Source organism: Pseudomonas tremae (assembly GCF_001401155.1).
GTDB lineage: Bacteria > Pseudomonadota > Gammaproteobacteria > Pseudomonadales > Pseudomonadaceae > Aquipseudomonas > Aquipseudomonas tremae.
Window position 1 is genome coordinate 1 of sequence record NZ_LJRO01000169.1, and the last position, 398, is coordinate 398.

At 57.0% G+C, this 398-nt stretch carries 1 protein-coding gene; it reads left to right on the forward strand.

Features of this window, described 5'->3' with window-relative positions:
* A partial coding sequence (locus ALO43_RS12140) for a Tn3 family transposase (RefSeq protein ID WP_157062289.1) occupies positions 1-398 on the forward strand: 398 nt, incomplete at both ends.

Genomic DNA, 398 nt, shown 5'->3' on the forward strand with positions numbered 1-398 from the left:
TATCAGCTCGTTCTACGTATACGCGATTTGCCCTCCAAGCGCCTTTACGTGTTCAATCCGGCAGAGACGCCGAAGGATTTGCGCAAGCTAGTCGGCGGTAAAATCCGAGAGGAACTGATCGTTGCTAACTGGCCTGACCTATTCCGCTGCGCCGCTACCATGACCGCCGGAAAGATCAAGCCCAGTCAGTTGCTCCGCAAGCTCGCCTCCTACCCGCGCCAGAACGATCTGGCGGTTGCTCTGCGTGAGGTTGGCCGTGTGGAGCGAACACTCTTTATTATTGAGTGGATTCTAGACACGGACATGCAGCGGCGCGCCCAGATCGGCCTTAACAAGGGTGAGGCTCACCATGCTCTCAAGAATGCGTTGCGCATCGGCCGCCAGGGCGAAATACGTGA